The sequence below is a fragment of the Hydrogenophaga sp. ZJX-1 genome (assembly GCF_048590325.1).
GTDB lineage: Bacteria > Pseudomonadota > Gammaproteobacteria > Burkholderiales > Burkholderiaceae_C > Hydrogenophaga.
This window is the reverse complement of sequence record NZ_JBMBRA010000003.1, coordinates 299,964-323,439: the sequence shown is the minus strand read 5'-3', so window position 1 is coordinate 323,439 and position 23,476 is coordinate 299,964. Positions and strand designations below refer to the sequence as shown.

The window sequence follows — 23,476 nt, the reverse complement described above, 5'->3', positions numbered from 1 at the left end:
GAGCAATGCCTGCTCCCTCCGTGACTCCCGCCCCCCATCTCGCCACCGGTCTTCTGCTCGCCAGCGCAGGCTCCATCGCCTTCAGCGGCAAAGCCATCATTGTCAAACTGGCCTACCGCCACGGCGTCGACGCGGTCACGCTGATCATGTACCGCATGCTGTTCGCACTGCCGCTGTTCCTGGCGCTGGCCTGGTGGGCCAGCCGGGGCAAGGCCGCGCTCACCGGCAAGGACTGGCTCGGCATCGCCGGCCTGGGGTTCACCGGTTACTACCTCGCGAGCTTTCTCGATTTCTGGGGTCTGCAATACGTCAGCGCCAGCCTGGAGCGGCTGATCCTGTACCTCAACCCCACGCTGGTGCTGGTGCTCGGCTGGTTCGTCTACCAGCGGCGCATCAGCGGCCTGCAGGCGCTGGCCATGGCCGTGAGCTACGCGGGCGTGTTGCTGGTGTTCGGTCACGAGGCCGGCTTCCAGGGGCCGAACGCCGTGCTGGGCACGCTGCTGGTGTTCGGCAGCGCCATCAGCTACGCGATCTACCTCGTCTACAGCGGTGAACTGGTCAAACGCCTGGGCTCGCTGCGTCTGGTGGGCCTGGCCACCAGCGTCGCCTGCGGCCTGTGCCTGCTGCAGTTCGTTCTCCTGCGCCCGCTGAGCGCGGCCGATGTGGCGCCCGAGGTGATCTGGCTCTCGCTGCTCAACGCCACCTTGTGCACCTTTGCGCCGGTGCTGATGGTGATGATGGCGATCGAGCGCATCGGCGCGGGTCTGGCGGCGCAGACCGGCATGATCGGCCCCATGTCCACCATCGCCATGGGCGTGCTGATCCTGGACGAACCGTTCAACGGCTGGATCGTGGCGGGCACGGCGCTGGTGCTCTCGGGCGTGTTCCTGGTGACGCGCTTTGGCAAGCCCGCAGTGGGCCAGTGATTTTTTGACAAGGAGACACAGACATGGATTTCGGCATCAAAGGCAAGTGGGCGCTGGTCTGCGGCGCGAGCAAGGGACTGGGGCTGGGCTGCGCGCAGGCGCTGGCGGGCGAGGGCGTGAACCTGGTGATGGTGGCACGTGGGCGTGAGGCGCTGGAAGCTTCGGCCACCGGCATCCGCACCGCATCGCCCGGCGTGCAGGTGATCGCCGTGGCCGCCGACATCACCACCACGGAAGGCCGGGCCGCGGCGCTGGGCGTGGCCGGCGGGCCGGGTACGGCATTCGACATGGTGGTCACCAACGCGGGTGGCCCGCCGCCCGGCGACTTCCGCAGCTGGGACCGCGAAGCCTGGATCAAGGCCGTGGACGCCAACATGCTCACGCCCATCGAACTCATCAAGGCCACGGTGGACGGCATGGCGGCGCGCGGCTTTGGCCGCATCGTCAACATCACCAGCAGCGCGGTGAAGGCGCCGATCGACATCCTGGGCCTCTCCAACGGTGCGCGCAGCGGCCTGACCGGCTTCGTGGCCGGCGTGGCGCGCAGCGGCCTCGCGGCGCAAGGCGTGACCATCAACAACCTGCTGCCCGGCAAGTTCGATACCGACCGTCTGAAAGGCACGCTGGCTGGCGCGGCGAGCAAGACCGGCCGGAGCGTGGACGAGGTGCGCGCGGCACAGATGGCGCAGATTCCGGCCAAACGGTTTGGCACGCCGGCCGAGTTCGGCGCCATCTGCGCCTTCCTCTGCAGCGTGCCGGCGGGCTATCTCAATGGCCAGAACATCCTGCCCGACGGCGGAGCGTTTCCCGGCACCTTCTGAGGCTCACCGCCGCGAGCTGACCAGGATCCCGCCCACGATCAGCACAAATCCTGCCGCGTGGTACAGCTTCGGCAACTCGCCCAGTAACGTGGCGGACATGACGGCGGCGAACAGTGGCGTGAGGTTGCTGAAGAAGCCGGCGGTGGTCGGGCCGACGCGGGCCACGCCGGCGCCCCAGGCGCGGTAGGCCAGCAGCGAAGGGCCCACGGCCACATACAGCAGGGCCAGCGCCAGCGGCCAGCCCCATTGCAGGTGGTGCTGGCCTTCGGGCGGCGCGGGCAGCAGGGCCCATTCGCCGGCGGTCATGGCGCCGGACCAGACGAGGCCCATCACCACCTGTGCCAGCAAGAAAGCGGCCCAATCCGTGCGGATATGGGTCGGTTCGCTGCCCGCCGGTGGGCGCGCCAGCTGCCAGCTGTAAGCGGCCCAGGTGATGGCCGCCAGCAGCATCCAGGCGTCGCCCGGCACCAGCTGCACGCTCATCAGCTGGCGCCAGTCGCCGCGCGCCAGCACCACGGCCACACCGGTGATGGACAACGCGGCGCCCAGCGCGGCACGGCGCGCAATCGGCACGCCATAGAACACACGCCCGAGCAGCAGCATCCAGACCGGCATGCTCGCCGCGACGAGGGTGACGTTGATCGGGGTGGAGGTCTTGAGGGCCATGTATTGCAGCGCGTTGTACAGCGCCACGCTCAACAGACCCAGCAGGGCAAACCGCCGCCAATGGCTCCACAGGCCGCTGCCGGGTCGCAGCACCGCACCCGCCAGGGGCAACAGCAGCACCAGCGCCACCACCCAGCGCAGGAAATTGAAGGTGATGGGGGGCACGCTGCCTTGCATCAGCCGCCCGACAATGGCGTTGCCCGCCCACATGAGTGGCGGGATCAGCAGCAGGGCGATGGTGGACGGCGTGAGGCGCGGTGCGTGTGCGGACATGCGGCGACTGTACCCACACGGTCATGTCCCGCGCTGGAGCGGGGCCTGTGCATCTGCCCCGCAGGCGACACGGCCGTTTCGTGGCAGCATGTGGGTCGTTTCAAAAAAACAGGAGATTCCCATGACCCAGACCACCCGCGCCGTGCGCATCCACGCCACCGGCGGCCCCGAACAACTGGTGATCGACACGTTGGACGTGGGCGAGCCCGGCCCGGGCCAGGTGCGCATCCGCCACAAAGCCATCGGCCTGAACTTCATCGACGTGTACCAGCGCTCCGGCCTGTACCCGAACGCCATGCCGCTGGCCCTGGGCATGGAAGGCGCGGGCGTGATCGAGGCCGTGGGCGAGGGAGTGACGCACCTGAAAGTGGGTGACCGCGCGGCCTACGCCGCCAATCCGCCAGGCAGCTACAGCGATGTGCGCGTGATGCCAGCCATGAACGTCTGCCAGCTGCCCGACGCGATCAGCTTCGAGACCGGCGCGGCCATGATGCTCAAGGGCCTGACCGCGATGTACCTGCTGAAGCGCTGCAAGCCGGTCGAGGGACTGGAGCGGGGTGATTTCGTGCTGTTCCACGCCGCGGCCGGAGGCGTCGGACTGATCGCCTGCCAGTGGGCACGTGCGCTGGGTCTGCGCCTGATCGGCACCGCGGGTTCGGACGAAAAATGCGCGCTGGCACGCGAGCATGGCGCCGAGTTCACGATCAACTACCGGACCGAGGACTTCACCGCCCGCGTGAAAGAGATCACCGGTGGCCAAGGCGTGAAGGTGGTCTACGACTCGGTGGGCAAGGACACGTTCGACAAATCGCTCGACTGCCTCATGCCGTTTGGCCTGATGGTGAGTTTCGGCAACGCCAGCGGCCCGGTGGCGCCGTTCGCGCCCGGCATCCTGGGCCCCAAGGGTTCGTTGTATGTGACGCGCCAGACGCTGTTCACCCACATCACCAGCCGTGAGCGCACGCAGGCCATGGCCGACGAGCTGTTCGCGGTGGTGGGCAGCGGCGACGTGAAGATCCGCATCGACCAGCGTTTTGCGCTGACCGACGTGCAGGCCGCGCACCGCAGCCTGGAGGCGCGCCAGACCACGGGCTGCACCATCCTGCTGCCATAGCCGGGCCGCCAGGGGCGATCAGCCCCTGGGTGAGGACCGGTCGGTCTTGAGCGGCGCCGCCTTGCCCTTGGGGGCTGGCGGCGGCTGGTGCCGTGTGGCCAGATAGAAACCCAGGATGCGCGCCACATAGGCTTGCGTCTCGGGAAAGGGTGGCACACCCTGGTGGCGATCGACCGCGCCTTCGCCGGCGTTGTAGGCTGCCGAGGTCTTGACCACATCGTGGTCAAAACGCAGCAGCAGCCAGCGCAGGTAGGCCAGTCCGCCTTCGATGTTCTGCTGGGGGTCCAGCAGGTTGCGCACCCCAAACCGCTTGGCCGTGGCGGGGATGAGCTGCATCAGCCCCTGGGCGTTCTTGGGCGACACCGCTAACGGGTTGAAGTTCGACTCCGCGCGCACGATGGATACCGCGAGGCGCGGGTCCACGCCGTAGTAGGGCGCGCGTTCCTGCACCCGCTGGGCCCAGCGGCGGCGTTCCCGGTTCAGCTGGTCCAGATAGCGTTTCACCACTTCGTGGCTCACGGGCTCGGTGCGGTCCTCCAGCGACCCGGCCACCGGCTCGGGCAGGCACTGCGGGCGCTGCTCGTCCATTGGGACCAGGCCGGGCTCGTCGAAGAACTGGAGGGCTTCGGCGTGGCCATTCCGGGCCGCCAGCGCCAGCATGAAGCGCCCCTGGGCCTGCGCTTTCGGCACGCTGCGCTGCAGCAGCAGCAGGCGGCCGAGACGGTACTGTCCGTCCACGCTGCCCTGGCGCGCAGCGCTGCAGTAGTGTTGCGCCGCCAGATGAAAGTCCAATGCGCCCATGGCCGCCTGGCCTTGCTCCAGCAACTGGGGAAGGGCAGGCCCGCCGTCGGTGGCCACCTCAGGGGTGTGGTCGCCAAGGGTGCGCAAGGCAATGACGATGCCGGTTTCAGCGCCCACCGCCGGCACCGCGCCGGCCAGTGTGGCCAGCGTCAGCAAGGTCTGCCGCCAGCGCACCGTGTTCTCCCATCAGGCCAGCGCCGCCGCCGGTTGCTGTGCCACGGTCCGCAAGGCCGTGCGCAGGTGGTCCAGGGTGCTGTCCACGTCGTGCCACTTGTCGAGACCAAAGAGGCCGATGCGGAAGGTCTTGAAGTCCGCACCTTCGTCGCACTGCAGCGGCACGCCTGCGGCGGTCTGCAGGCCGGCGGCGAGGAATTTTTTGCTCGACTGGATGTCGGGATCGGTGGTGAAGCTCACCACCACCCCCGGCGCCTGGAAGCCCGGCGCCGCCACGCTGGGGAAGCCGTGTTCTTCCAGCAACGCGCGCACGGCGCGACCCAGGGCGATCTGTTCATCGCGCACTTTGGCGTAGCCGTAGGCCTCGGTTTCCTTCATGGTGTCGCGCAGCCGCAGCAGGGCGTCGGTCGGCAGCGTGGAGTGGTAAGCGTGGCCACCGCCTTCGTAGGTTTCCATGATCTGCAGCCACTTCTTCAGGTCCATGGCGAAGGTGGTGCTCTGGGTGGTGTCGATGGCCTTTCGGGCGCGTTCGCTCAGCATCACCATGGCACAGCAGGGTGAGCTGCTCCAGCCCTTTTGCGGCGCTGAAATCAGGATGTCAACACCGGTGGCTTTCATGTCCACCCACATCGCGCCCGAGGCGATGCAGTCCAGCACGAACAGGCCACCCACGGCGTGCACCGCGTCGGCCACCGCGCGCAGGTAGTCGTCGGGCAGCATCATGCCGGCGGCGGTTTCCACGTGCGGCGCAAAGACCAGGGCAGGTTTCTCTTTTGCGATGGTGGCCTTCACGTCTTCAATCGGTGCAGGCGCCCAGGCGGCCTGCGCGCCCTCGGCGGTGCGGCGCGCTTTCATGACGGTGTGGCTGGCGGGGATCGAGCCCATGTCGAAGATCTGCGTCCAGCGGTAGCTGAACCAGCCGTTGCGGATCACCATGACATGTTGGCCGTGCGCAAACTGGCGCGCCACCGATTCCATGCCGAAGGTGCCGCTGCCCGGCACCAGCACGGCCGAGTGCGCGCCGTAGACGCGCTTGAGCATGGCCGAGATGTCGGTCATCACGCCCTGGAAGCGCTTGGACATGTGGTTGAGCGCGCGGTCGGTGTAGACCACCGAAAATTCGAGCAAGCCATCGGGGTCGATGTGGGGCAGCAATCCGGGCATGTGTGTCTCCTGGCAGGTCGCTCTGGAAGCGGGTCTGTCAGATTAGCACAGCAAGCCGAAATCAGTGTCGGCTGGCGGGCGGCGGTGGGGTGCGCAGGCGGCTGGGTGCGAGCACGCCGGCCGAGTCCAGGATGGGGTAGGCGATGGAGCAGATGTGCGAGTTGATGCGCTTCAAGTCGCTGATCAGGTCGATGTGCAACGAACTGCTCTCCATGCTGGGCATGGTCTGATCGGACAGCCGCTCCAGGTGGCTGCTGGCGTAGGCGCGCTCCATTTCCCGGAAGCGCACTTTCTCTTCGAGCAGGCGCTGCGCATCGCGCACGTTGCCGTCGAGGAACACGCTCATGCCCAGGCGCAGGTTGTCGAGCAGGCGCGCGTGCATGGCGCTGATCTCGGTCAGGCCGGCTTCCGAGAATTCGCGGCCCTTGCGGATTTTCTTGTCCTCGATGTCGAGCAGCACGCGTTCCACCGTGTCGCCGATCTGCTCCATGTTGATGGTGAAGCTGATGATGTCGGTCCAGCGCCGGCTCTCGGTTTCGCTCAATTGCTGACGCGAGAGTTTGGTCAGGTAGTACTTGATGGCCGAGTACAGGCTGTCCACCGTGTCGTCCATCTTGCGCAGGTCCTGCGCCAGTTGCAGGTCGTTGGTCTTGATGACGGTCATCACGCCGCGCAGCATGGTCTCCACCACGTCGGCCTGGTGCAGCGCTTCGCGCGCCGCGCACGAGATGGCCAGCGACGGCGTGGCCAGGGCCGAAGGGTCCAGGTGGTTGGGCCGGTTGAGGGCGCCGCCCGCCTCTTGCAGCGGCAGCAGCTTCTCCACCCAGCCGGCCACAGGCTGCGTGAGGCCGATGAAGAACAGGCCGACCATGAGGTTGAAGCTCAGGTGGAACAGCACGGTGAGCGCCGCCGGGTCGGGTACATGGGGTTGCACGAGCGCGAGCCAGATCGGGATGAGCCAGGGCGCTATGGCCACGCCCATCAGTTTGAACAGCAGGTTCCCGATGGGCACCTGGCGCGTGGCGCGGTTGGTCTGGGCGGTGGTGATCACGGCCAGCAGGCCGCTGCCGAGGTTGGCACCCAGCACCAGACCCAGCGCCACGTCCACGCCCACCACCTGCAGGGCCAGCGCGGCCGTGAGCAACACCACGGCGAGGCTCGAATACGCCAGCACCGACAGCGTGGCGCCGACGAGGATCTCCAGCATGCGGTCGCTGGTGAGCGACTCCAGCATCAGCTGCACCGCCGGGTTGCGCGTGAGCACGGCGGTGGACTGGCTCACCAGCTGCAAGGCCAGCAGCATCAGGCCCAGGCCGATCAGCACGCGGCCCACGTCGCCCACCTGCGTGCCCTGGCGCGAGATGAACAGCGTGACACCGACGAAGATGAACAGTGGTGAAAGCCAGGAGAGGTCGAAGGAAAACACCACCGCCATCAGGCTGGTGCCGATGTCGGCGCCCAGCATCACGGCCAGCGCGGCGGGCAAGGCAATGAGCCCGCGGCCCACAAAGGACGCGGTGATGAGCGCGGTGGCGGTGCTCGACTGCACCAAGGCCGTGACGCCCAGGCCGGAGAGCGCGGCGGTGAAGCGGTTGCCCATGCTCGCGGCGAGCATCTGGCGCAGGTTGCTGCCAAAGACGCGCAGCACGCCGGTGCGAACAAGGTAGGTGCCCCAGACCAGCAGCGCAATGGCCGCCAGCAGATTCAGCAAGTGTTTCATGTCTGGGGAAAACTATACGCCCCGCCAGAACGCCCCTGGCGCGGGTGCCCACTGGCCGTGAGCCCCGGCAGGATCAGCGGCTGCGCCTGACGCGCAGGATCTCGTCCAGAATCAGCGCGATCGCGCCGATGGTGATGCCCGTGTCGGCGATGTTGAAGGCTGGGAAGTGCCCGCCCGGGAACAGGCCCGACAGGAAACCCCAGTGAAAGTCCAGCATGTCCACCACGTAGCCGTGCAGCACGCGGTCCACCACGTTGCCGATGGCGCCACCCAGGATGCAGGCCAGCGCAAACGCAAAGAGCTTTTGCCCCGGGTGCGAGCGCAGCATCCAGACGATGAACACCGCCGCCGCCACGCCCACGGCGGTGAAGAACCAGCGCTGCCAGCCCCCGGCCGAGGCCAGGAAGGAGAACGCGGCGCCGGTGTTGTGCACGCGGACCACGTTGAAGAAGCTGGTGACGGTGGTGCTGTCGCCGAGGCGGTAGTTGCCGAGGATCAGCACCTTGGTGAACTGGTCCAGCAGCACGATGGCGACCGCCAGTCCGAGCCACGGCCAGAGAGAGCCTTTGATCCTGGCCATCAGGCGATCACCCGCTGTTCACCGCTGCCGTGCAGGTTGCTCACGCAGCGGCCGCAGAGCGTGGGGTGGGCCGCATCGGCGCCCACGTCGTCGCGGTAGTGCCAGCAGCGCTCGCATTTCTGAGCCGCACTGGGCGCCACCGCCACCTGCAGTTCGGCACCGTCCATCACCGTGGCGGCGGACGTGATGGTGACGAACTTCAGGTCGTCGCCCAGCGAGCGCAGCAGAGCCGCGTCGTCGGCGCCGGCGGTGATCACCAGCGTGGCCTGCAGCGAGGCGCCGACCTGGCCCGCGGTGCGCAGGTCTTCGATGGCCTTGTTGGCCACGTCGCGGATGGCGCGGATGCGGTTCCACTTGGCCAGCAGTGCTTCGTTCGCTGATGGCAGTGGCGAGAAGGTCTCAAAGAAGATCGAGCCCTGGCTCTTTTCACCGGCGAAATGGCCCCAGGCCTCTTCGGCCGTGAAACTCAGGAACGGCGCCATCCAGCGCAGCATGGCGTTGGTGATCTGGTGCAGTGCGGTCTGGGCCGAGCGGCGCGCCAGGCTCTTGGGCGCCGTGGTGTACAGGCGGTCCTTCAGCACGTCGAGGTAGAACGCGCCCAGGTCTTCCGAGCAGTAGACCTGCAGCTTGCTCACCACCGGGTGGAACTCGTAGACATCGAAGTGCGCCAGGATCTGCGCCTGCAGCTCGCTGGCGCGGGCCAGCGCGTAGCGGTCGATCTCCAGCATCTGGTCCAGCGGCACGGCATCGGTGGCCGGGTCGAAGTCCGACACGTTGGCCATCAGGAAGCGCAGCGTGTTGCGGATGCGGCGGTAGGCATCGACCACGCGGGCGAGGATCTTGTCGTCGCCGGCGATATCGCCCGAATAGTCGGAAGAGGCAACCCACAGGCGGATGATCTCGGCGCCCAGCTTCTTGTTGACCTCTTGCGGGTCCAGGCCATTGCCCAGTGACTTGCTCATCTTGCGGCCCTGGCTGTCGATGGTGAAGCCATGGGTGAGCAGGCCGCGATACGGCGCGCGGCCATAGATGGCGCAAGCCAGCAGCAGTGAGCTGTGGAACCAGCCCCGGTGCTGGTCGTGGCCTTCGAGGTAGAGGTTGGCCTCGGGTCCTTCTGCGTGCGCGGCGCCGTTGGGGTAGGCGTGGGCGTGGCTGCCACGCAGCACGTGCCAGAAGGTGGAGCCGGAGTCGAACCAGACTTCGAGGATGTCGGTGCTCTTGGTGTACTGCGGGGCGTCAGCCCCCAGGATCTCTTCGGCCGTCACGCGGCTCCAGGCCTCGATGCCGCCTTGTTCCACGATGTCGGCCGCCTGGTCCAGGATGGCCATGGTGCGCGGGTGCAGCTCGCCCGTATCCTTGTGCAGGAAGAAGGGTACGGGCACGCCCCAGCTGCGCTGGCGCGAGATGCACCAGTCGGGCCGGTTGGCGATCATGTCGCGCAGGCGGGTCTTGCCGTTCTCGGGGTAGAAGTGGGTGTGGTCGATCGCGTCGAGCGCCAGCTGGCGCAGGGTCTTGGGCGCCTTGTCTTTCGTGAACACCCCTTCACCCTCGTCCATGCGCACGAACCACTGCGCGGCGGCGCGGTAGATCACCGGCGTCTTGTGGCGCCAGCAGTGCGGATAGCTGTGGGTGATCTTCACCGTGGCCAGCAGGCGGCCGGCGTTCTTCAGCGCGTCCAGGATGACCGGCACGGCTTTCCAGATGTGCAGGCCGCCGAACAGCGGGAAGTCGGGCGCGTAGGCGCCATTGCCTTGCACCGGGTTCAGGATGTCGTCGTAGGCCAGGCCGTTGGCGACACAGGAGTTGAAGTCGTCCACGCCGTAGGCCGGCGCCGAGTGCACGATGCCGGTGCCGTCGCTGTCGCTCACGTAGTCGGCCACATAGACAGGGGCGAGACGCTGGTAACCCGCGTCCACATCGTACAGCGGGTGGCGGAAGTTGAGGCCGCCGAGCTGGTCGCCCTGGGTTGTGGCGAGCACGTTGCCTTGCAGGCCGAAGCGCTCCAGGCACTTCTCGACCAGGGTTTCGGCCAGCACCAGGCAGCCCATGGGTGTGTCGACCAGGGCGTAGATCAATTCGGGGTGGGCGTTGAGCGCCTGGTTGGCGGGGATGGTCCAGGCGGTGGTGGTCCAGATGACGGCGAAGGCGGTTTTGCCCGCGGGCAGGCCGGTCAGCCCGAAAGCGGCGGCCAGCTTGACCGCGTCGTCGGTTTCAAAGGCCACGTCCAGCGTGTCGCTCTGCTTGTCGGCGTATTCGATTTCGAACTCGGCGAGCGAACTGCCGCAGTCGAAACACCAGTACACGGGCTTCAGGCCGCGGTAGACAAAACCGCGCTCGATCACGCGCTTGAAGGCGCGGATTTCGCCGGCTTCGTTGCCCGGGTTCATCGTGAGGTAGGGGCGTTCCCAGTCTCCGAGCACGCCCAGGCGCTTGAAGTCTTCGCGCTGCTGATCGATCTGCCCGGTGGCGAAGGCGCGGCTCTTGGCCTGCATGTCGTCGCGGCTGAGATTGCGGCCGTGTTTCTTCTCGATCGCGTTCTCGATTGGCAAGCCGTGGCAGTCCCAGCCGGGGATGTACTGGGCATCGAAACCAGCGAGCTGTTTCGATTTCACGATCATGTCTTTCAACACCTTGTTGACCGCATGACCCATGTGGATCTGGCCGTTGGCGTAGGGCGGGCCGTCGTGCAGCACGAACAGCGGGGCACCCTGGCGGGCATCGCGCAGGCGTTTGTACAGGCCACCGCCGTTCCAGTCGTTGACCCAGGCGGGCTCGCGCTTGGGCAGGTCGCCGCGCATTGGGAACGGCGTGTCGGGCATGTTCAGCGTGGCGCGGTAGGCGCTGGCTTCGGGCTTGGCCTCGGTCTTCGGGGCAGCAGGTTTTTCAGACATGGTGGTCGGCTTTCGAATTCGGGATCGGCAAAGGTGGGCTCGGTGGTGCGGCGTGGCGCACGGGGGGGGCGGGTCGCCCCGAGCCTGTCAGAGGGCGCGCGGCCCGGGGCTCGGCGCCCCGGCAGCGGCTTCAAATTCGGTCGCGGGTGGTCTGGCGGTGCGTCTGGGTGTGCAGCGACGCAAAAAAGGCACGCGCATCGTCTCGGTCCTTGGCGATGCCCCGGGTGAGGGCGTCCAGACCGTCGTACTTCAGCTCGTCGTGCAGTTTGTGCAGCAGTTCCACGCGGATGATTTTACCGTAGGCCTCCCCGCCGGGCAGGCTGGCGGCCATGTCGGCCGGCCAGTCCAGGCAATGGGTTTCCAGCAGCACACGCCCGCCGTTCACGTCATCGGGGTTCAGCGAAGGGCGAACGCCGAGGTTGGCCACGCCCGCCAGGGGCTGGCCCTGGGGCGTGAGTCCGTGCACGTGCACCGCAAAAATGCCGCTCGCCGCCGGTTTCCAGTGGGCAAAGCGCAGGTTGAGCGTGCGAAAGCCGTCGCCAGCGCCGGGGCGGCTTTCGGCCAGCTGGCGCCCGAGCTTGCGGCCATGCACCACGTGCCCGCTCACGGCGTAGGGGCGACCGAGCAGGGTGGCCACGCGGTCCATGTCGCCCGCGGCCAGCGCATCGCGCACGGCGGAACTGGACACCCGGATGCCATGGACTTCGTAGCTCTGCATGCGCGCGACGTCGAAACCCAGCCGGGAGCCCGCCGCATCCAGCATGGCGTAATCCCCCGCGCGCTGAGCGCCGAAGCGGAAGTCGTCGCCGACCAGCACGTAGCGCACGCCCAAGCCGGCGACCAGCATGTCTTCGATGAAGGCCTGCGGCGGCTGCCCGGCCAGCCGGGCGTTGAAGGGCAGGACCACGCACTGGTCCACACCGCAGCGCTCCAGTTCCTCGAGCTTGTCGCGCAGGGTGGCGATGCGCGCCGGTGCCAGGTCGGGCTTGTGGTGCAGGGCGGCAAAGTAGTCGCGCGGGTGGGGTTCGAAAGTCATCACGCAACTGGGCACATCGCGGTGCCGGGCTTCGTTGTTCAGCAGCGCCAGCATGGCCTGGTGGCCCCGGTGCACACCATCGAAGTTGCCGATGGTGAGCGCGCAGCCGGGTGGCGACCCACTGGTGGTGCCGTGCTGCAGGTTCCAGAGTCCTCGGATGATTTTCATGGGCGATGCCCGCCCCATGCCGGGTGTCGGGCGCGGTTCAAGGTGTTTGTCACAGAAGCGCTGTATATTGACACATGACAGGCGGGCCCCAAGTGGCGCGGGGCCTGACCTGAAGACAGATTGTCCGGTTGAATATCAACGTGGAGGTGGGTCTTGAAGGTCTTGAAGTTGTCTGCGCAGGGGCTGCCCCAGTCCTGGATCAGCCTGGAAGAAGCGGTGCTGCACTATGCCGCGGATGAGGTGCGCTGGGAAATGGGGGCCGAGGTCGCGGTGTTTCACGGCGGTCACAACGCCGTCACCGGGCGGCAGTCGATCATCACCGTCAATTCCATCATCGGCACCCAGGGCGTGCCACGCATCAACCCGTTTGGCCTGCGTCCCTCGCTCACCAACAGCAAGCTGTTTTCACGCGACCGTTGCCTGTGTGGTTACTGCGGTGAGCGCTTCCACGAAGATGACCTGACGCGCGAGCACATCGTGCCGCTGGGCCAGCGTGGTTTGGACATCTGGATGAACGTGGTGACGGCCTGCAAGTCGTGCAACCACCGCAAAGGCAACCGGACGCCCGAGCAGGCCCACATGCCGCTGATCTACGCACCTTACGTGCCCAGCCTGTGGGAAGACTTCATCCTGCGCAACCGCCGCATCCTGGCGGACCAGATGGAGTTCCTGATGTCTCATCTGCCCAAGACGTCCCGTCTTCACGCCTGACTCTGTTGGGCTTGCTTGTGCTTCTTCGATGGCCTGAGGGCGCTGGGTGAGTAACTACGCTCATGTCCCCCGCCAAGGGCTGCGCCCTTGCATCCTCCTTTACTTCGCTGCGTCACTCACCCAGCGCCCTCAGGCCGCGACCGCCCGGGCGTGCCAGCGGTGGAGCGCACACGTGTCGGCGGATCGGCGAGGTGTCAGGTCTTGCGCAGCGAAGTAAAGGAGGAGGGGCCGCGCAGCGGCACCGGGGGACATGAGCGGAGTAAGGCCTGGCATCTCACCGATCCAGCAGAAACCTTAGAGCGAAAAAAATGCCCCGCAAAGCGGGGCCTCCAGAATAGACAACAGCAGAACACTCAGGCAAACACCCCCGCCGTGTCCTCCATCCGCGCCGACACCTCACCCAGGTGGTGCAGCGTGTCGCCAAAGGTCAACTCCAGCTGGGTCAGCTTCTTGAAATAGTGGCTGCCGATGTACTCGTCGGTCACGCCGATGCCGCCGTGCAGCTGCACCGACTGCTGGCCCACGAAGCGCATCGAATGACCCAGCTGCACCTTGGCGCGAGCCATCGCGCGGCGGCGCTCGGTCGCCGGGGCGTTCAGCTTCAGGCTGGCGTAGAAGCTCATGGAGCGCGCCAGCTCCAGCTGCATCTTCATGTCGGCCACGCGGTGGCGCAGCGCCTGGAAGCTCGCGATCGCCACGCCAAACTGCTTGCGCGTGTTCATGTATTCCACGGTCAGCGCCACGGTCTTGTCCATCACGCCCACGGCCTCGGCGCAAACAGCCGCGATGCCGATGTCCACCGCGTGTTCCAGCGCGGCCAGGCCGTCGGTGGTGATCAGGCTGGCGGGTGTGTTTTTCAGGTTCACTTCGGCCGCACGACCGCCATCCTGCGTGCCGTAGCCCTGGGTGCTCACGCCGGCAGCACGGCGTTCCACCAGGAACAAGGCGATCTGCCCGTTGGCCATGGCGGGCACGATGAAGGCGTCGGCCTGGTCACCGGCGGGCACCACGCTCTTGGCGCCGCTCACCGTCCAGCCACTGCCGGCCGGGGTGGCGGTGGTCTTGCAGGCATCCAGCCGGTAGCGCGCACCGCGCTCCTGCTGCGCCAGTACCACCAGTGCCTCGCCCGAGGCGATCTTCGGCAGCCAGGCGGCCTTGACGTCCGCGCCGGCGTAGCCACCGATCACGCCACCCGAGATCAGCGTCTGCGCCAGCGGCTCCAGCACGATACCGCGGCCCAGCTCCTCCATCACCACCATGCCCTCGACCGGGCCCATGCCCAGGCCGCCATCGGCTTCGCTGATGTACAGGCCGGCCAGGCCCAGTTCGGCCAGCTCGTTGTAGGCACTGCGGTGAAAGCCACCGGCCTTGACGATGGCGCGTCGGCGCTCGAAGTCGTAACCCTTGTCCACCCACTTGCGGACGGCGTCGCGCAGCTGTTCCTGGTCGTCACTGAAATCGAAATCCATGTCTGTCTCCTTAACCAAGGACCGTCTGGGCCACGATGTTGCGCTGCACTTCGTTCGAACCGCCGTAGATGGTGGTCTTGCGCAGGTTGAAGTAGGTGGAAGCGAGGGGCGCGTTGCCCACCTCGCCACCCGGGAAGTCGCCCTGCCAGCCGGCTTCCATGGCTTCTTCGATGAAGGGCGTGGCAAAGGGGCCGGCGGCCAGCATCATCAGCTCGGCGTAACGTTGCTGGATTTCGCTGCCCTTGATCTTGAGCAGTCCGGCGATGTCGAGCGAGTTCTTGCCCGACTTCTCGGCGCTCAGCACGCGCAGCACCAGCATCTCCAGGGCCACCACGTCCACCTCCAGCAGCGCGATCTGGTCGCGGAAACGGCTGTCGTCCCAGACCCCTTCGGCCTTGGCGATGCGCTTCAGTCGCTCCAGCTCGCGCTTGGCGCGGTTCACGTCGGCGATGTTGGTGCGCTCATGCGAGAGCAGGTGCTTGGCATAGGTCCAGCCCTTGTTCTCCTCGCCGATCAGGTTTTCCACTGGCACCTTGACGTTGTCGAAGAACACCTCGTTGACTTCGCACTCGCCGTCGAGCAGCTTGATCGGGCGCACGCTCACCCCCGGCGACTTCATGTCGATCAGCAGGAAGCTGATGCCGGTCTGCGGCTTGCCCTCGGTGCTGGTGCGCACCAGGCAGAAGATCCATTCGCCGTACTGGCCCAGCGTGGTCCAGGTCTTCTGGCCGTTGACGAGGTAGTGGTCGCCCTGGCGTTCGGCGCGGGTCTTGACCGAGGCCAGATCCGAGCCCGAGCCCGGCTCGCTGTAGCCCTGACTCCACCAGACCTCACCGCTGGCGATGCCGGGCAGGAAGCGCTCCTGCTGCTCCTTGTTGCCGAAGGCCATGATGACCGGCGCCACCATCACCGGGCCGAAGGGCACGATGCGCGGCGCGCCGGCCAGCGCGCATTCTTCTTCAAACAGGTGTTTCTGCACCGCGGTCCAGCCCGGGCCACCGAACTGCTGCGGCCAGCCGTAACCCAGCCAACCCTTCTTGCCCAGAATCTTGGCCCAGCGCTGCATGTCGTCGCGGCTCAGGCGCAGGGCGTTGTGGACCTTGTGGGCGATGTCGGCGGGCAGGTTGTCCTTGACCCAGGCGCGAACTTCTTCGCGAAACGCCTGTTCCTGGGGCGTGAATGCCAAATCCATGCTTGTCTCCTTGTGTGTGGCGCGGCCCAGGTGGTGGGTTCTCGCTCAACGGCGCACAGTTTGGCACGACCGTTCGTTTTATCCCTGTCCGGGCTGCGACAAGCCGAGTTGCTCGTGCAGGTTTTGCAGCTGGGCCCGCAGATGCTCCACCGTCTCCTCCAGACTGGCCACACGACGTGTGAGGGCGATCACTTCGTCTTCGGTGGCGCCGCCGCCGCTGTGGCTGGCGGGAGCACTCAGCGCGTTCACGTCCACGGGGCCGCAGAGCAGGTGGGCCCAGCGCTGTTCCCGGGCGCCTGGCGCGCGCGGCAGCTTCACCACCAGCGCACCGCCCTTTTCAGGTGAACGGTCCTGCAGCTCTTCAAGGAACGCGTCCACCGAGGCGATGTCGAGGAACTTGTACCAGCGCTCGGTGTTCAGGCGCAGCTCGCCCGCGGTCTGAGGCCCGCGCAGCACCAACATGCCCAGCAGCACAGCGGACTGTTCGGGCACGCCCACGGCGCGCTGGAAGTTGTGTTCGTAGCGCGTGACGCGGCCACCGCTGGTCTCCACCAGCATGTGCAGCTGACGCAAGCCGTCGATGGCCTCGCCGATTTCACCCTCGGTCAGCGAGAGCACCGGCTCCCGGCTCGACTTCTGGTTGCAGCCGCTCTGCAGGCTGTTGAGCGTCAGCGGGTAGCTGTCGGGCACGGTGCGCGCCTTTTCCATCAAGGTCCCCAGGACACGGGCCTCGGCGATGGACAGGGGGCGCAGGTCAAAGCGGTGCACGCGGGGACCGGCGGGAGAGGTTGGGTGTTCCAGGGTCATTACACTTCGTGGCCATGTCAGCCGTTCATAAAAACATCGTCATTCTGATCTCAGGCAGCGGCTCGAACATGGCCGCCATCGTCAAGGCCGCCGAGCGGCGTCACTGGGGTGATCGGTACGGCGCCCGCGTGGCGGCCGTCATCAGCAACAAGGCCGAGGCGGGCGGCTTGGGCGTTGCCCGCGAGCACCACATTCCCACCGCGGTCCTGGATCACAAGGAGTTTGCATCGCGGGAGGCCTTCGATGCCGCGCTGATGACCGAAATCGACCGCCACGATCCGGCACTGGTGGTGCTGGCCGGCTTCATGCGCATCCTCACGCCCGGGTTCGTCCGGCACTATGAAGACCGGCTGATCAACATCCACCCCAGCCTGCTGCCCGCTTTCACCGGCCTGAACACCCACCAGCGCGCCATCGACATGGGCTGCAGATTCGCCGGCGCCACCGTGCACCGCGTCACGTCCGAGCTCGACCACGGCGACATCCTCGACCAGGCCGTGGTGCCGGTGCTGCCGGGCGACACGGCGAAAACGCTGGCCGAGCGCGTGTTGACGCAGGAGCATATTATTTACCCGCAAGCAATCGAACGCTTGTTGGCGCAAACGGCATAGGTCAGGCATTCCGGCAGAACAGCGAAGGGCAGTCAGCCCAGAACGCGGCGGAACCGGCTCTGCCGGGCCGCTCGCGTTGCCCCCTTGAGGGGGTGACGCGCCGTAGGTGCGACGCAGGGGTGGGTCCTGTTTCTGGGGTTACATGGCTTTTTGAAACACCAGCCCCGCGTGCTCGCGCATCGCGTGGAACTTGATCTTCGGCCAGTTGGCCTCCACGGCGCGCAGCGTGGCCGCGTGGTCCACCAGCAGGGTGGGCGCGTCCACCGCGTCCAGGGCCACACGGTGGCTGTTGGCGTCGATGAACTTCTTGAGTTCGATCTCGCCACCGTCTTCGGGCGCACAGGTCACCCAGCGAGCCACCTGGTAGGGGCTGTTCATGATGCGTGCCTTGACGCCGTATTCGTGTTCCAGCCGATGCGCCACCACTTCAAACTGCAACTGGCCCACGGCGCCGAGCAACAGCACCGAGCCAGCCACCGGGCGGAACACCTGGATCGCGCCTTCTTCACCCAGCTGGGTGAGGCCCGCGCGCAGCTGCTTGCTGCGCAGCGGATCGGCCACTTCCACGCTGCGGATGATTTCCGGCGCGAAGAAGGGCAGACCGGTGAACTGCAGGCTTTCACCCTCCGTCAAGGTGTCGCCGAGCTGCAGCACGCCATGGTTCGGGATGCCGATGATGTCGCCGGCAAACGCCTCGTCCAGCAGCTCGCGCCGCTGCGACAAAAAGCTCACCACGGTATTGGGCCGCAGGTCCTTGCCGCTGCGCACCACCCTGAGCTTCATGCCGCGTTCAAAGTGGCCGCTGGCCACACGCACGAAGGCGATGCGGTCGCGGTGCGCCGGGTCCATGTTGGCCTGGATCTTGAACACCACGCCGGTGAATTTCGGCTCTTCGGGGTGCACCACACGCTGGATAGCGGGGCGGTCGCCCGGGGGCGGCGCCAGGTCCACCAGCGCGTCCAGCACTTCGCGCACGCCGAAGTTGTTGACCGCCGAACCGAACAGCATGGGCGTCTGTTTGCCCGCCAGAAACTGTTCTTCGTCGAACGCGGGCGAAGCGCCCTCGACCAGTTCCAGTTCGCCTTTGGCTTGTTCGAACTCCGCGCCAAAACGCTTCAGGCTTTCGGGGTTGTCCAGCCCGGACAACACGTCTTCGTCACCGCCACGGCGGTCTTCGCCCGCGGCAAACACGCGCATCTGGTCGGTGCGGCGGTCGTACACGCCTCGGAAGGTCTTTCCCATGCCCACCGGCCAGGTGAACGGCACGACCGTCATCCCCAGCTCGCGCTCGATTTCGTCCATCAGGTCCAGAGGCGCCTGCACCTCGCGGTCCATCTTGTTGACGAAGGTCAGGATGGGCGTGTTGCGCGCGCGGCAGACCTGCAGCAGGCGCCGGGTCTGCGGTTCCACGCCGTTGCCGGCGTCGATCACCATCAGTGCGGCGTCCACGGCGGTCAGCACGCGGTAGGTGTCTTCAGAGAAGTCCTGGTGACCCGGCGTGTCGAGCAGGTTGATCACGCAGTCGCGGTATTCCATCTGCATCACGGACGACGCCACGGAAATGCCGCGCTGCTTTTCGATCTCCATCCAGTCGGAGGTGGCGTGGCGCGCAGCCTTGCGCGCCTTCACCGAGCCAGCGATGTTGATGGCGCCCGAGAACAGCAGCAGCTTCTCGGTCAGGGTGGTTTTACCCGCGTCGGGGTGGGAGATGATGGCGAAGGTGCGGCGACGCTTCACCTGTTGGGCAATTTCGGACATAGCCCATGATTATCGCGGGTGGGACAATAGAGCCATGCACCCCAAAGCCCTCCTGGACGAATGTTCCGCCCTGATCGAACAGGTTTTCAAATTTGACCACCCCACCGACGCCGTGGTCGCGCGCCATTTCCGCGAGAACCGGTCGCTTGGCCCTCGCGAGCGCGCCACGCTGTCGGACACGGTGTACGCCATCCTGCGCGAGCGCCTGAAGTTCGAATGGCTGGCCCGCTCCGGCACCGGCTCCAAATGGCGGCGCCTGGCTATTCTGGGCTTTCCAGGCGACCGCGACTTTCTCAAGAGTGCATTGACCGAGGTGGAAAAGACCTGGTGGGACCACTGCCTGGCGGTGAAAGATGCCGACCTCATGGCGCAGCACCGCCACAACCTGCCCGACTGGCTGGCCACGGCGCTGGGTGATCAGGTGGGCGACGAGTTCGACGCGCTGGTGGCGAGCCTGAACCAGCCCGCGCCGCTGGACCTGCGCGTCAATGTGCTCAAGAAGAAGCGCGAAGCGGTGTTGGCCGAGTTGCGCCAGGCCGGTCTGGTGTGTGAGCCCACGGCCTACTCGCCGTTGGGCATCCGCCTGCAGGGAAAACCTTCGCTGGCCAAACTGCCCGCCTTTGTGCAGGGCGACGTGGAGGTGCAGGACGAAGGTTCGCAGCTGCTGGCCCTGCTGCTGGATGCCAAACGGGGCGAGATGGTGGTGGACTTCTGTGCCGGCGCCGGTGGCAAGACGCTGGCCATCGGCGCGGCCATGCGCAACAGCGGCCGGCTCTACGCCTTCGACACCTCCGGCCATCGGCTGGATGCGCTCAAGCCGCGGCTGGCGCGCAGCGGCTTGTCCAATGTGCACCCGGTGGCGATTGCGCACGAACGCGATGACCGCATCAAACGCCTAGCCGGGAAGATCGATCGCGTACTGGTTGATGCGCCCTGTTCAGGGCTGGGTACGCTGCGCCGCAGCCCCGACCTGAAGTGGCGCCAGACGCCGCAGACGGTGGCGGCACAGGCTGAGCTCCAGCAGGCCATTCTGAACAGCGCGGCCCGGTTGCTCAAGCCGGGCGGGCGGCTGGTGTATGCCACCTGCAGCCTGCTGCCGGCAGAGAACGAAGTGGTTGCCGCGGCCTTTTCAGAGGCCCACAAGGACTTTGAGCCCGTGCCGGTGGCAGGCCTGCTGGCCCTGGCTCAGGTGCCTCAGGCAGACAGCCTGTGCCAGGGTGAGGATGGGCAATGGCTCCGTTTGTGGCCGCATCGGCATGCAACGGATGGATTTTTTGCTGCCGTCTGGCGGAAAAAGGGCTGAAAGCCCGGCAAATGAGCTATTTCGCCTGAGCAGTTCCCTCACAGGGCTCTGCCGGGCGATTGTTGATTTGCACCCTCCGATTTAAAATGAGAAGTTGCCGCGAACCTGTCTTGGACAGGGCGTTTGGCAGTCTGTCGCCTTCGTGGGCGGTTGAATAGGACCTTGATGTTTGCTTCTGACTCCGATTTTTTTTCCAGTTTGTGGGATGGCCTGATCCAGTTCCTGGCCCATGGTCTGACCGGTGCCGCCTGGTGGCAGGTGCTGCTGGTCGCTCTGGTGTTCACCCACATCACCATTGCCAGCGTCACGATCTACCTGCACCGCCACTCGGCGCACCGTTCGCTGGACCTGCACCCCATTCCCTCGCACTTTTTCCGCTTCTGGCTCTGGATGACCACCGGCATGGTGACCAAGGAGTGGACGGCGATCCACCGCAAGCACCATGCCAAATGCGAGCGCGAAGGCGACCCGCACAGTCCGGTGGTCTTCGGTATCAAGAAGGTGTTCTTCGAAGGCAGCGAGCTTTACCGCGCAGAAGCCAAGAACCAGGAAACCCTGGACCGTTATGGCCACAACACGCCGGACGACTGGGTGGAGCGGCACTTCTACACCGGTCGCTCGCGCCTGGGTGTGAGTCTCATGCTGATCATCAACGTCGCGCTGTTCGGCGTGCTGGGGGTGTCGGTCTGGGCCTTGCAGATGATGTGGATCCCGATCACCGCCGCCGGCATCATCAACGGCATCGGCCACTGGTGGGGTTACCGCAACTTTGAAGCCACCGACGCCAGCACCAACGTGTCACCCTGGGGCATCCTCATTGGTGGCGAGGAGCTGCACAACAACCACCACACCTACCCGACGTCGGCCAAGCTGTCGGTCAAGCCTTACGAGTTCGACATTGGCTGGATGTACATCACCATCCTGCAGTCGGCTGGACTGGCCACCGTGAAGAAGCTGCCGCCCAGGATGGCGTTTGGCGACGTGAAGCCCGTGGCCGACGAAAAGACCCTGGAAGCCATCATCGCCAACCGCTACGAGGTGATGGCCGGTTACGCGCGTGAGATGCGTGCCGCCTGCCAGCGTGAAGTCGAAGGCCTGAAGGCCCGCAGCGCCGACGCTTCGGTGCTGGATGCGGCCCGCCGCTGGCTGCACCGTGATGACGACAAGGTGCCCGCGGACATCAAGCCACAACTGGCCCTGGCACGGGCGGAACACCCGGTGCTCGACAAGATGGTCACCATGCGCGAAGAGCTTCGCGCCCTGTGGTCCAGCACGAACGCCACCCGTGAGCAACTGGCCGGCGACCTGCAGGCCTGGTGCCGCCGGGCGGAGGAAAGCGGCATTGCGGCGCTGCGGGACTTCTCGATTCGCCTGCGCTCCGCGCACGCATAGGATTTGACCCACCCCCGACGCGCTGCGCGCGACCCCCTCAAGGGGGCAACGCTGGCGGCCCGGCGTAGCCGGTTCCGCGGCGTTCTGGGTTAGGCACTGCGCTCCGGAAATATGGTTGTGCCTTCTGGGTCGGCAACAAAAAAGCCGCTGTTTTCACAGCGGCTTTTTTGTTGGGGGAACCGGCTGAATTACTTCAGCTTGATTTCCTTGTAGTCCACGTGCTTGCGAGCTTTGGGATCAAATTTCTTGATCAGCATCTTCTCGGGCGTGGTCTTCTTGTTTTTGGTCGTGGTGTAGAAGTGGCCGGTACCCGCAGTGGATTCCAGCTTGATCTTTTCGCGTCCGCCTTTGGTTGCCATGGTGCGTGCTCCTTAAGCTTGGCCGCGTGCGCGCAGGTCTGCGAGCACGGCATCGATGCCGTTTTTGTCGATCAGGCGCAGGGCAGCGCCCGACACGCGCAGGCGAATCCAGCGGTTTTCGCTTTCGACCCAGAAACGGCGGTATTGCAGGTTCGGCAGGAACCGGCGCTTGGTTTTGTTGTTGGCGTGGGAAACATTGTTCCCGACCATGGGCTTCTTGCCCGTGACGTCGCAGACGCGTGCCATGAGGACACTCCGATACTTCTAAACAGCTGGTCACGCAGGACGCTGGAGACGGTATTCCCGTTCCGCATCTGGCAACCCAGCCTCACCTCGCCAGAAAAGGGTGGCGGTAACCCGAACTTGCTGCGCATGACCAGAACTGGCCAATCGCAGCAAAGCCTTGAATTATAGCGCGGGCAGGCTGGTTCGGCCAGCGCCGCCCGGCGGGAAGCGCTCAGGCCTCGTTTTGCTCCAGAAAACGCTGGGCGTCGAGGGCCGCCATGCAGCCGGTGCCGGCACTGGTGATGGCCTGGCGGTACACATGGTCCTGCACGTCACCCGCAGCGAAAACACCGGGCACGCTGGTCATGGTGGCCATGCCTTTCAGCCCGGATTGCGTGACGATGTAGCCGTCTTGCATCTCGAGTTGGCCTTTGAAGATATCGGTGTTGGGACTGTGGCCGATGGCGATGAAACAGCCCTTGAGCACGAGGTCTTCGGTCTCGCCGGTTTTCACACTTTTCAGGCGCACGCCGGTCACGCCGCTCTGGTCACCCAGCACCTCGTCGAGCGTGAAATGGGTTTTGAGCTCGATCTTGCCCGCAGCGACCTTCTCCATCAGCTTGTCGACCAGGATGGGTTCGGCCTTGAAGGTGTCGCGGCGGTGCACCAGGGTGACCTTGCGGGCGATATTGGACAGATACAGGGCTTCTTCGACGGCGGTGTTGCCGCCGCCCACGACTGCCACGTCTTGCTCGCGGTAGAAAAAGCCGTCACAGGTAGCGCAACCCGACACGCCCTTGCCCATGAAGGCTTCTTCAGAGGGCAGGCCCAGGTACTTGGCCGAGGCGCCGGTGGCGATGATCAGCGCATCGCAGCTGTATTCACCACTGTCGCCCTTGAGCACAAAAGGCCGCTTGGAAAAGTCGACCGCATTGATGTGATCGAACACGATCTCGGTCTTGAAGCGTTCGGCGTGGGCCTGGAAGCGCTGCATCAGCTCAGGGCCCTGAATGCCGTCCACGTCGGCGGGCCAGTTGTCCACGTCGGTGGTGGTCATGAGCTGGCCACCCTGGGCAATCCCGGTGATGAGCACCGGATTCAGGTTGGCACGTGCCGCATACACTGCAGCGGTGTAGCCCGCGGGGCCGGAACCTAGAATAAGTACTTTGGTGTGCTTCATGGTGCAAATTCCCATCAGGGAGTGGGGTTGTGTGGTTTAGAGTCGAGAAATGCTGTGTTGCGTTCGGGGCCTGGCGCCGTTGGCCAGGTGGGCGATCGGCTACTCGAAGCATTGTATGGAAGAGCGCTGCGGCAG

Annotated in this window: 21 protein-coding genes; 7 read left to right on the top strand and 14 right to left on the bottom strand. The window is 65.9% G+C overall.

Going from position 1 to position 23,476, the window contains the following annotated elements; translation table 11 throughout:
* Positions 1–5 precede the first annotated feature (5 nt).
* Both ACN5W5_RS10330 and ACN5W5_RS10325 read left to right on the top strand, forming a co-directional pair.
* Positions 6–926: a DMT family transporter gene (locus ACN5W5_RS10330; protein ID WP_420048445.1), complete on the top strand. Its 921-nt coding sequence runs from the start codon at positions 6–8 to the stop codon at positions 924–926.
* Between the two features lie 23 nt (positions 927–949).
* Entirely contained in the window at positions 950–1,747 is a 798-nt protein-coding gene (locus tag ACN5W5_RS10325; protein ID WP_420048444.1) for an SDR family oxidoreductase, read from the top strand.
* Between the two features lie 3 nt (positions 1,748–1,750).
* Here ACN5W5_RS10325 and ACN5W5_RS10320 read toward each other — a convergent pair whose 3' ends face one another.
* Complete coding sequence (locus tag ACN5W5_RS10320; RefSeq protein WP_420048443.1) at positions 1,751–2,686, bottom strand: DMT family transporter; 936 nt, start codon at positions 2,684–2,686, stop codon at positions 1,751–1,753.
* Positions 2,687–2,807: 121 nt separating this feature from the next.
* Between ACN5W5_RS10320 and ACN5W5_RS10315 the strand changes: the two genes are divergently transcribed.
* Entirely contained in the window at positions 2,808–3,800 is a 993-nt protein-coding gene (locus tag ACN5W5_RS10315; RefSeq protein WP_420048442.1) for a quinone oxidoreductase family protein, read from the top strand.
* 18 nt (positions 3,801–3,818) lie between these two features.
* Here ACN5W5_RS10315 and ACN5W5_RS10310 read toward each other — a convergent pair whose 3' ends face one another.
* From ACN5W5_RS10310 to ACN5W5_RS10285, 6 genes are all read right to left on the bottom strand, one after another.
* Entirely contained in the window at positions 3,819–4,775 is a 957-nt protein-coding gene (locus ACN5W5_RS10310) for a lytic transglycosylase domain-containing protein (RefSeq protein ID WP_420048441.1), read from the bottom strand.
* A gap of 12 nt (positions 4,776–4,787) precedes the next feature.
* Positions 4,788–5,939: an aminotransferase class V-fold PLP-dependent enzyme gene (locus ACN5W5_RS10305; protein ID WP_420048440.1), complete on the bottom strand. Its 1,152-nt coding sequence runs from the start codon at positions 5,937–5,939 to the stop codon at positions 4,788–4,790.
* 61 nt (positions 5,940–6,000) lie between these two features.
* Positions 6,001–7,659 (bottom strand): Na/Pi cotransporter family protein, encoded by a 1,659-nt coding sequence (locus ACN5W5_RS10300; RefSeq protein ID WP_420048439.1) that lies wholly within the window; start codon positions 7,657–7,659, stop codon positions 6,001–6,003.
* A gap of 73 nt (positions 7,660–7,732) precedes the next feature.
* Positions 7,733–8,239: a signal peptidase II gene (lspA, locus tag ACN5W5_RS10295; RefSeq protein ID WP_420048438.1), complete on the bottom strand. Its 507-nt coding sequence runs from the start codon at positions 8,237–8,239 to the stop codon at positions 7,733–7,735.
* The gene (gene ileS, locus ACN5W5_RS10290; protein WP_420048437.1) at positions 8,239–11,130 is read right to left on the bottom strand and encodes an isoleucine--tRNA ligase; all 2,892 of its coding nucleotides are present in this window, start codon (positions 11,128–11,130) and stop codon (positions 8,239–8,241) included. Before ileS ends, lspA begins: the two co-directional genes overlap by 1 nt.
* 130 nt (positions 11,131–11,260) lie before the next feature.
* Entirely contained in the window at positions 11,261–12,334 is a 1,074-nt protein-coding gene (locus ACN5W5_RS10285; RefSeq protein ID WP_420048436.1) for a bifunctional riboflavin kinase/FAD synthetase, read from the bottom strand.
* A gap of 153 nt (positions 12,335–12,487) precedes the next feature.
* Between ACN5W5_RS10285 and ACN5W5_RS10280 the strand changes: the two genes are divergently transcribed.
* A complete protein-coding gene (locus ACN5W5_RS10280; protein ID WP_420048435.1) occupies positions 12,488–13,045 on the top strand; it encodes an HNH endonuclease in 558 nt (185 codons plus the stop codon).
* 353 nt (positions 13,046–13,398) lie between these two features.
* Here ACN5W5_RS10280 and ACN5W5_RS10275 read toward each other — a convergent pair whose 3' ends face one another.
* The 3 genes from ACN5W5_RS10275 to ACN5W5_RS10265 all read right to left on the bottom strand — a co-directional run bounded on the left by ACN5W5_RS10275 (position 13,399) and on the right by ACN5W5_RS10265 (position 16,513).
* Complete coding sequence (locus ACN5W5_RS10275) at positions 13,399–14,514, bottom strand: acyl-CoA dehydrogenase family protein (protein ID WP_420048434.1); 1,116 nt, start codon at positions 14,512–14,514, stop codon at positions 13,399–13,401.
* A gap of 10 nt (positions 14,515–14,524) precedes the next feature.
* Positions 14,525–15,706 carry an acyl-CoA dehydrogenase family protein gene (locus ACN5W5_RS10270; RefSeq protein WP_420048433.1) on the bottom strand — a complete coding sequence of 394 codons (1,182 nt, stop codon included), beginning with the start codon at positions 15,704–15,706 and terminating at the stop codon, positions 14,525–14,527.
* Between the two features lie 78 nt (positions 15,707–15,784).
* Entirely contained in the window at positions 15,785–16,513 is a 729-nt protein-coding gene (locus ACN5W5_RS10265) for a YceH family protein (protein ID WP_420048432.1), read from the bottom strand.
* Positions 16,514–16,527: 14 nt separating this feature from the next.
* On the opposite strand from ACN5W5_RS10265, the gene purN reads away from it, so the two are divergent.
* Positions 16,528–17,124, top strand: a complete 597-nt coding sequence (gene purN, locus ACN5W5_RS10260) for a phosphoribosylglycinamide formyltransferase (RefSeq protein WP_420048431.1) — start codon at positions 16,528–16,530, stop codon at positions 17,122–17,124.
* Positions 17,125–17,262: 138 nt separating this feature from the next.
* On the opposite strand, the gene ACN5W5_RS10255 is transcribed toward purN, so the two are convergent.
* A complete protein-coding gene (locus tag ACN5W5_RS10255) occupies positions 17,263–18,882 on the bottom strand; it encodes a peptide chain release factor 3 (RefSeq protein ID WP_420048430.1) in 1,620 nt (539 codons plus the stop codon).
* 34 nt (positions 18,883–18,916) lie between these two features.
* Between ACN5W5_RS10255 and ACN5W5_RS10250 the strand changes: the two genes are divergently transcribed.
* Both ACN5W5_RS10250 and ACN5W5_RS10245 read left to right on the top strand, forming a co-directional pair.
* Positions 18,917–20,185 (top strand): RsmB/NOP family class I SAM-dependent RNA methyltransferase, encoded by a 1,269-nt coding sequence (locus tag ACN5W5_RS10250; protein WP_420048429.1) that lies wholly within the window; start codon positions 18,917–18,919, stop codon positions 20,183–20,185.
* 165 nt (positions 20,186–20,350) lie between these two features.
* Positions 20,351–21,577 (top strand): DesA family fatty acid desaturase, encoded by a 1,227-nt coding sequence (locus tag ACN5W5_RS10245; protein WP_420048428.1) that lies wholly within the window; start codon positions 20,351–20,353, stop codon positions 21,575–21,577.
* 188 nt (positions 21,578–21,765) lie between these two features.
* Here the strand turns inward: ACN5W5_RS10245 and rpmG are convergent, their stop codons facing one another.
* The 3 genes from rpmG to trxB all read right to left on the bottom strand — a co-directional run bounded on the left by rpmG (position 21,766) and on the right by trxB (position 23,341).
* Positions 21,766–21,936, bottom strand: a complete 171-nt coding sequence (rpmG, locus tag ACN5W5_RS10240) for a 50S ribosomal protein L33 (RefSeq protein WP_068173845.1) — start codon at positions 21,934–21,936, stop codon at positions 21,766–21,768.
* Positions 21,937–21,948: 12 nt separating this feature from the next.
* The gene (rpmB, locus tag ACN5W5_RS10235; protein ID WP_177136162.1) at positions 21,949–22,182 is read right to left on the bottom strand and encodes a 50S ribosomal protein L28; all 234 of its coding nucleotides are present in this window, start codon (positions 22,180–22,182) and stop codon (positions 21,949–21,951) included.
* A 211-nt stretch (positions 22,183–22,393) separates the two neighbouring features.
* On the bottom strand, positions 22,394–23,341 hold the full coding sequence (gene trxB, locus ACN5W5_RS10230) for a thioredoxin-disulfide reductase (protein WP_218179461.1): 948 nt from the start codon (positions 23,339–23,341) through the stop codon (positions 22,394–22,396).
* Positions 23,342–23,476: the final 135 nt, after the last annotated feature.